Origin of the sequence: Blautia faecis (assembly GCF_020554845.1) — a bacterium.
Classification (GTDB): domain Bacteria; phylum Bacillota; class Clostridia; order Lachnospirales; family Lachnospiraceae; genus Blautia_A; species Blautia_A faecis.
The window spans coordinates 20,830-27,898 of the sequence record NZ_JAJCIA010000049.1 but is presented as its reverse complement, the minus strand read 5'-3'; the positions used below and the strand labels follow the sequence as shown (position 1 = coordinate 27,898).

At 43.9% G+C, this 7,069-nt stretch carries 5 protein-coding genes; 1 reads left to right on the top strand and 4 read right to left on the bottom strand.

Going from position 1 to position 7,069, the window contains the following annotated elements; genetic code table 11:
* Positions 1-35 precede the first annotated feature (35 nt).
* The 4 genes from LIZ66_RS16735 to LIZ66_RS18650 all read right to left on the bottom strand — a co-directional run bounded on the left by LIZ66_RS16735 (position 36) and on the right by LIZ66_RS18650 (position 5,320).
* Positions 36-956, bottom strand: coding sequence for an RluA family pseudouridine synthase (locus LIZ66_RS16735; protein ID WP_227201068.1), 921 nt, complete (start codon positions 954-956; stop codon positions 36-38).
* A 162-nt stretch (positions 957-1,118) separates the two neighbouring features.
* Positions 1,119-1,181 (bottom strand): hypothetical protein, encoded by a 63-nt coding sequence (locus LIZ66_RS20255; RefSeq protein WP_368072586.1) that lies wholly within the window; start codon positions 1,179-1,181, stop codon positions 1,119-1,121.
* A 68-nt stretch (positions 1,182-1,249) separates the two neighbouring features.
* Positions 1,250-2,743, bottom strand: coding sequence for a hypothetical protein (locus LIZ66_RS16730; protein WP_148461243.1), 1,494 nt, complete (start codon positions 2,741-2,743; stop codon positions 1,250-1,252).
* 75 nt (positions 2,744-2,818) lie between these two features.
* The gene (locus LIZ66_RS18650; RefSeq protein ID WP_276530707.1) at positions 2,819-5,320 is read right to left on the bottom strand and encodes a helix-turn-helix transcriptional regulator; all 2,502 of its coding nucleotides are present in this window, start codon (positions 5,318-5,320) and stop codon (positions 2,819-2,821) included.
* A 300-nt stretch (positions 5,321-5,620) separates the two neighbouring features.
* Between LIZ66_RS18650 and LIZ66_RS16720 the strand changes: the two genes are divergently transcribed.
* Positions 5,621-7,030 carry an RsmF rRNA methyltransferase first C-terminal domain-containing protein gene (locus tag LIZ66_RS16720; protein WP_227201067.1) on the top strand — a complete coding sequence of 470 codons (1,410 nt, stop codon included), beginning with the start codon at positions 5,621-5,623 and terminating at the stop codon, positions 7,028-7,030.
* Positions 7,031-7,069: the final 39 nt, after the last annotated feature.

Sequence of the window (7,069 nt, the reverse complement as noted above, 5' to 3'; positions counted from 1 at the left end):
AACTGGCAAAGCTATATCCAACAACACTTTAAAAACTAGATGGATGCAGTACTAGGATTGTACATCGTATCTCCCAGAAGAGGGTGACCTATCCCTGCCATGTGAACCCGGATCTGATGGGTTCGTCCGGTTTCCAGCTGAAGCTCAACAAGAGTCACATTGCCGAAACTTTTTATGTTCTTATAATACGTAACTGCATTCCTGCTTCCTGGCAACAGTCCATCTGGAGAAATTGTCATTTTCATGGGATTTTCCGGATCCGGGGCAAGTGGTATAGCAATTTCTTTCCAGAATACAGAATCATTTGCTTCTGATAAATCTCCTTCTGCAAGCGCCAGATATTTCTTCTGCAGCTTTCCTTCTTCCCTCTGCTTCTGCAATCTGGCTGCCGCCACCTGGTTTCTGGCAAAAAGTAAAATCCCGGAGGTCTCTTTATCCAGACGTCCAATGGACCGAATGCGTGTTGTCTCATTTTTTTCACGAAAATAGGCTGCAAGCAGGTTAGAAATGCTGTCCTGATAATGGCTTCCGGATGGGTGCGTCACCATACCAGCCGGCTTGTTTACTACAAGTAAATCCTGGTCTTCATAAAGGATCTGAAGTTTCTGGGGTTTTAATCCTTCTTCCAGCTCTTGTCTTTCGAAATCCAATAATTGTTTTTTTCCTCGTTCTATGAAACTACTTGTATCTGGACACACCAGTTGCTTTGAATCAATCCCTTTCGCTTCCAGACATACCTGAAGCCGATCACCAGGCACTGCTATTTCCGTTACACGGCACTGTTTTCCATTTTTAAGGATACCTCCCGGCCTGAACTTTGCCTGACTGATCTGCCTCTTTGTAAGCCCTGCCTCAGCCCGCAAAACCTCTCCTACTTTTCCAGACTCTGTGATCCTTATCTCAAGATATCTTTCCATATCTGCATCCTTGATAGCTCCTGCCCATATCTTTGTCAAAATGAAATCTCCGCTGCTCAAAACACGAAGCTTGTTTAGCTTTATCACATAGTTTATCACAAAATGAAAGCTTATGAAATCCCCTATGATCTTAAAACAGTAAATAATAAGCAAGCCGAAATACACATAGGTATTCGGCTTGCAAAATTTGTCATATATTTTTCAGGAAATTCTTTTTGTCCACGTCCCAGAGCGTGTTTGAAAAAGGCTTTCTGCAATCTGCACACTCGAATCCCCATCCTACGCGATTGGTATAGTTATTTACGAAACGATGTACTAGTTTTACCTGCTTATCAGTATTCCATCAGCCTTCCTGCCTCATCAATATAGAACACGTCATCCGGTCCTATATAATAGCTGTCGGAACCATCAAAGTACATTACATTTCCTTCCCCATCATACCAGTAATAAGTATCTCCCGGATCACTTTCCTCTACATAATCTTCATCAGGAATGTAGTCTCCGTATCCTTCACCATCGTCAGCTGTCTGGGCTTCGTAGGCGATAGAATCGGACTCTCGTAAAAAAGCTGCACCTGCATAAATATTTCCATATCCGGAAATCACAGGACTGAGCATCAGATCGCCATCTCCATCCAAAGTAACATCTGCCACATAGATTCCGCTGTCATTGACCAATTTCAGGGCAGTTGTGCCAAGTGTGGTAAAAGTACCGCTGTCAAAAAAATATCCCCCTGTTTTATCACTATTCAGGCTGTTGTAGATTTCCCAGGTTCCTTCTCCATAAAGCCGGATATTCATGGCATTTAAATCTCCATACTGGTACCAGCTGTCAAAATAAGAGATAAACATTTCCAGGCTCTCTCCTTCGGCACTTGGATCATAATCTTCCCCTTGAGTGAAAGTGGTTTCTGTATTTTCAACGCCCTCAATCTCCGTCAGCTCCAGAGAAGAAATGGCATCCCGGTATTCCGCCTCCATCTCCTCAGCAAAATCCGCTGAAACTCTGTAAGCATAAGCAAAGGTATTGGTATCCGTCTGGAAATACAGCATTTTCCATTTGCAGGTATCTTCATTTGCTCCGGTGGTAAATTCCAGTTCATATGCCGGATAAGTGAATTTCTCTGTATATTCCTGGTTCTGTACTGCTGTGAAATCCTTTATTTCCGATTCACTTACAAAGCCTGCAAACTGTTCCATATATTCCTCCGGGGTACCGGTGAATTCATTGTCATTTAAAGCACTGCAGTTGACGATCACCGTCATACAGTCCTCTGTCATATCGGAATAGAAATACCCTCCTTCCCAACTGGAATTGTTATAAAGAGGGCGCAGTCCTGTATAGCGTTTATTTGACATGAGGACATAGCTTTTCTTTTCCACGCTGTCTTCGTTTTCAGTCTGACCTTCCGAATTCTCTTCTGCCTGATCTTCCTCTGCTCTGGTAAAAACCGCAGCTCCGTCATTTCCCATATGAAGAGTATCCGCGGAGTCCAGATAAAATCCCTCCAGCCACATGCCCATGCGATTGTACATGTCATATCTGCCATTTCCGTCGTTGTATTCATCCACATATTCCAGATATCCCTGAACATCATCGCCTTCTCCGGTGTGATATACAAACAATCCGTCTGCACTTAAGGTAAGAGTTTCATCAGCCTGTGCATCTTCATTTTTCCATACACCGGAAAGTGCTGCATAGTCAGCTCCGTCCTCTACCTGAAGCGTATCCTCGTTTTCTGCCATTACGCTGTAAATACCAGCTGTGGGAACAACTGCTGCACATAAAATAAACGCGATGACCGCTGTAACTATTTTTCTCTTCATACCATTTTCCTCCTGTCGAAATATGTTGTACCTTTACTATACGTTTTCTCTGACAAAAATAGTATTAACTTCCAGTTAGCTTTTCCCTTCCATCATCTCCAAAAGATACTTGCGCTTCACCCGGACATCCCCGGGAATCTGTAATTTGGAATAAATCTGATTGATGTACTGCTTCACAGTTCCCTCGGATAAAAACAGACTCTGGGCGATTTCTTTGTTGCTCATATGCTTCGCCATAAGCTCCGTAATCTCCAGCTCACGATCTGACAGTACTTTAAAGACCGGCGGATACGCCTCCTCTTTTTTTAACTGATCGCACCGCATTTCCCATTCTTTCCCCATTCTGGTGATCCTGAAAAGAAAATTTTCATTGATTCCGAAAAAGCTTCCCTTCAAAAGCTCCTCTATGTATGGATAATTCTCCACAAATGGCATAAGGATTCCATCTGGAAAAGCCTGGGAAAGTGATCCTCTCAAAAGTTCAAGCGCCTGTTCTGTTTTTCCCAGCTTCCAGTTGGCCGCAAGAAGCTGGATCTGCACATGAAGCGCCACCAGATCGTAGTGAAGAGCCTGACACATGGCAAGAATGGATTCGCTTCTTCCGATCACCTTCGAATATTCTCCCTGGGCAAGATAAACCTGATTCTCGATCATTTCCATCATCGGTCTCCCAGGTGCCAGAAAATTCACCGTAGAAAGCATATGCGCTCCAAAGAGAGCCGGAATCCGCTCCGTTTGTCCGGTGACTGCATAGTAATAGGCGCAGGTGCTGTCAAAAATATTGACCCAGGTGGTATTATGCCCCTGCAGCAGTTCTTTTCGACGTTCTTCAAATGTATTTCTCATTTTTATGTCCATACAGATAGACAGCCTTTGTGCCAGAAAATCGCAGCAAAGTGCAATGCTCTCCTGCCCGTTTCCCTGAATCTGGGTATAAGCCTTTTCCAATGCTATATGGGCATCAACAAAATTTCCACGCATAAAGTGAGCCTCTGCGCTCATAATCGTTTCTGCACCCTGTCCGTGTCCGTTTGTGATCTTGTAATAATGAGGCATACACTGGTTCATCTCTTCCAGCTCTTTGTCAAGATCTCCGCTTTTCCTGTGAAACATCATAAGTACAGATGGGGAGCCAAACGTCCAGCCTCCGTCACTTCGGATACTGATGGCAGGTCTTGTCATCTTCTCGCTGGCACTGCGGTGAAACTGACTCATTCTCGAAATATCATTGTACATAAGAAAGCTCTGGATCAGGTCGCATTCGCCCAGAAGATTTCCTCTCTCTTCCTCAGACAGCTTTGGATGTTCTCTGATGGATGCCAGAAGAAGTTCTTTCAGTTCCAGCATTTTGGGAATATTTTTCCAGTTAAACATGCATCTCATAAGAACCAGAATTGCAAGCGGATATTCTTTTAAAACGGAAACCGGACATCTGTTCAAAACTTCCAGAACCTCTTCCGGTTTTAGAGAAGCAAGTAAGATTCCGGCATCTTTTTGCACCACCCGGAGAATAGCTGCAAAATTCTGATTTCGCCGGTATGCTGACAAGGCATGGATATAGGCACCATGTTTTTCATACCATTCACCATATCTTTCATAATAGAAAGCCTGTCTGGAATCATCCAGTGTTCTGAACGCACGAAACGCGCACTCTTTCATCATATGGTGAAAGCGGTAAGTCTGCCCGTCATTCAGGCAGGTGACAAAAGCATTCTGCCTGGTGAGCATTTTCAGAATCTGGTGTACGTCTTCTCTTTTTGTAATAAATTCTGCCATCTCTTCCGTGAATTCATCTGCAAGCCCCATGGCACTTAAAAATTCTTTTCTGTCTTCTGGCAAAGGATTCAGCATGGAAGCGGAAAACATCTGGTAAATGTCAGATGTTTTTCCTGGCAATTCTCCTGATTTTGAAAAAGAACACAAATTCAGGTAAACAGCTGCGAACCATCCTTCGCTGGATTTCAGAAGATGCTCAAGCTGGCTGTCTGTCATGCTGGTTCCGCAGCGGCGGATATAGGCTGATAGCTCCCCAGAGTTCAGACGCAGATCGTCTATTTCTATCCGGTGAAGTCTTCCTCCAAGCCTTACAATCCAGTCATCACTGATAAAATGATTTCGGCTTGCTACGATCAGATGCACATTTTCCGGAATCCTCCCTGCCATTCTGCACAGGAAAGTGTCCGCCCGGTCATCTTTTAACAGATGAAAGTCATCTATAAAAATATAACAATTTTCACATTTTTCCAGTTGATAGCATAGAATTTCCGTCAAAAATCCAGCGGAGGCTTCATCTTCCGGGCAGTCGTAGTTTTCCAGAAAGTTAAGACCTGCGAAGGAAAATGCATTTTGCACACTTTTCCAAAAGATGGAAAGGTTTTGGGAGTAAATACTGATCCGGATCAGCAAAGCCAGACTGTCTTTCGCCAGTCTGGACAGATACCAGTTTACTGCGGTTGTCTTCCCATATCCCATAGGGGCTGTTATGGCAGTCAGTGCGCTGTTGGAAACAGGCTGCAGGGATTTTTGTAAACGTTCTGATATGTAAATAGAATTCAGGCTGATTTTTTCTTTAGGCATTTCATACCCTCACTCTCTTGTTTTATAAGTATATTGCTGTTTACACCGTTTCCGGAGTATGATTTGTAGGAATAATTTTTCAAACACGCTCTAATGATCATTCTATATTTAATTATAGTGGAAAAACCAGGAAATTCCAATGGATTCTTTTGCTTATGTTTGACTTGTTCTTTTTCTTCCGCTATACTAAAATGTGTTTAAAAAATGCTTTCTGCAAGATGTGTTTCACTGTTTTCGTGAAATTTACGCAGTAAATCTGACACTCATATCATTCTATTTCAGTACTAAGGAGATTTTTCTATGGATTCAGATAGATTATCAGCTCTGCCTCAGGCTTTTCTTCATCGGATGAAGGATATGCTTGGGGATGATTTTGAACCTTTTCTGGCAGCTTATGAACAGCCGCGTACTTATGGGCTCCGGGTAAACACGGCAAAGATTTCCTGTGAGGAGTTTGAACAGATTGTGCCCTTTGAAGTGAAAAAAATCCCATGGGTTTCGAATGGTTATTTTTACAATGAGGATGTAAGGCCATCCCGGTGTGCTCTTTATCAGGCTGGACTTTATTATCTTCAGGAACCAAGTGCCATGACCCCCGCTTCCCGTATTCCGGTGGAGCCAGGGGAATATGTGCTGGATATGTGTGCAGCTCCTGGAGGAAAAGCAACTGCAGTTGGTTCCGCCCTAAAGGGTGAAGGACTTCTGGTTGCAAATGATATCAGCACTACCAGGGCAAGAGCACTGCTTCGAAACCTGGAACTGTTTGGGATTCCCAATCTTTTTGTTTCCAATGAAAAGCCTGAAAAAATGGTAAAGAATTTTCCGGAATTTTTCCATAAGATCATTCTGGATGCACCTTGTTCCGGAGAGGGGATGTTCCGTAAGGAGGAAGCTCTTGCCAAAGACTGGACTCCTGAGAAGTCTGAGGAGCTTTCCAGAATTCAGAAACAGCTTTGTCTGAATGCGGCAGACATGCTGCAGCCGGGAGGACAGATGCTTTATTCTACTTGTACCTTTGCACCTTGTGAGGATGAGCAGATCATTTCCTGGCTTCTCAGGGAACGGCCGGAGCTGTCTCTGATTTCCATGGAGGATTATGAGGGCTTTTCCACCGGAAATCCTGAATGGGGAGATGGGAATCCACAACTGAAAAAATGTGTGCGCATTTTTCCCCATAAGATGCAGGGGGAGGGGCATTTTCTAGCCCTCTTGCAAAAGGAGGGAACGGCTGGACCTTCCGCTGGTACTTCTAAGACCAGTCGTCTGGCTGCAGATGTCCGGAAGTATATGGAAGAATTTTTCAGAGAAATCGGGTTGAAAACTTTAGATGGCCAGGAGTTTGACTGGAACCGGGTGGAGGTCCGGGCAGATAAAGTTTATTATCTGCCGTCTGTTTCCTATAATTTCAGAGGACTTACGTTTATTCGGAACGGACTTTATCTGGGAAATCTGAAGAAAAACCGGTTTGAACCGGCTCAGCCGCTTGCACTGGCTTTCCGGAAAAATGAAGCTGAAGCTGTGATTTCCCTTTCTGTAGATGATCCAAGACTGGAGCGGTATCTGAAAGGGGAAACTCTTACGATTGAGCCTGAGGAGGCTGCTCATTCTAAAGGATGGCATTTGCTTTGTGTGGAAGGGTATCCCCTTGGGTTTGGAAAACTTGTGAATGGGACATTGAAAAATAAGTATCCAGCGGGGTGGAGAGTGTAAGTTTGTCAAATTTTTGTTTTCCCTTCCGCCTGCGACGTG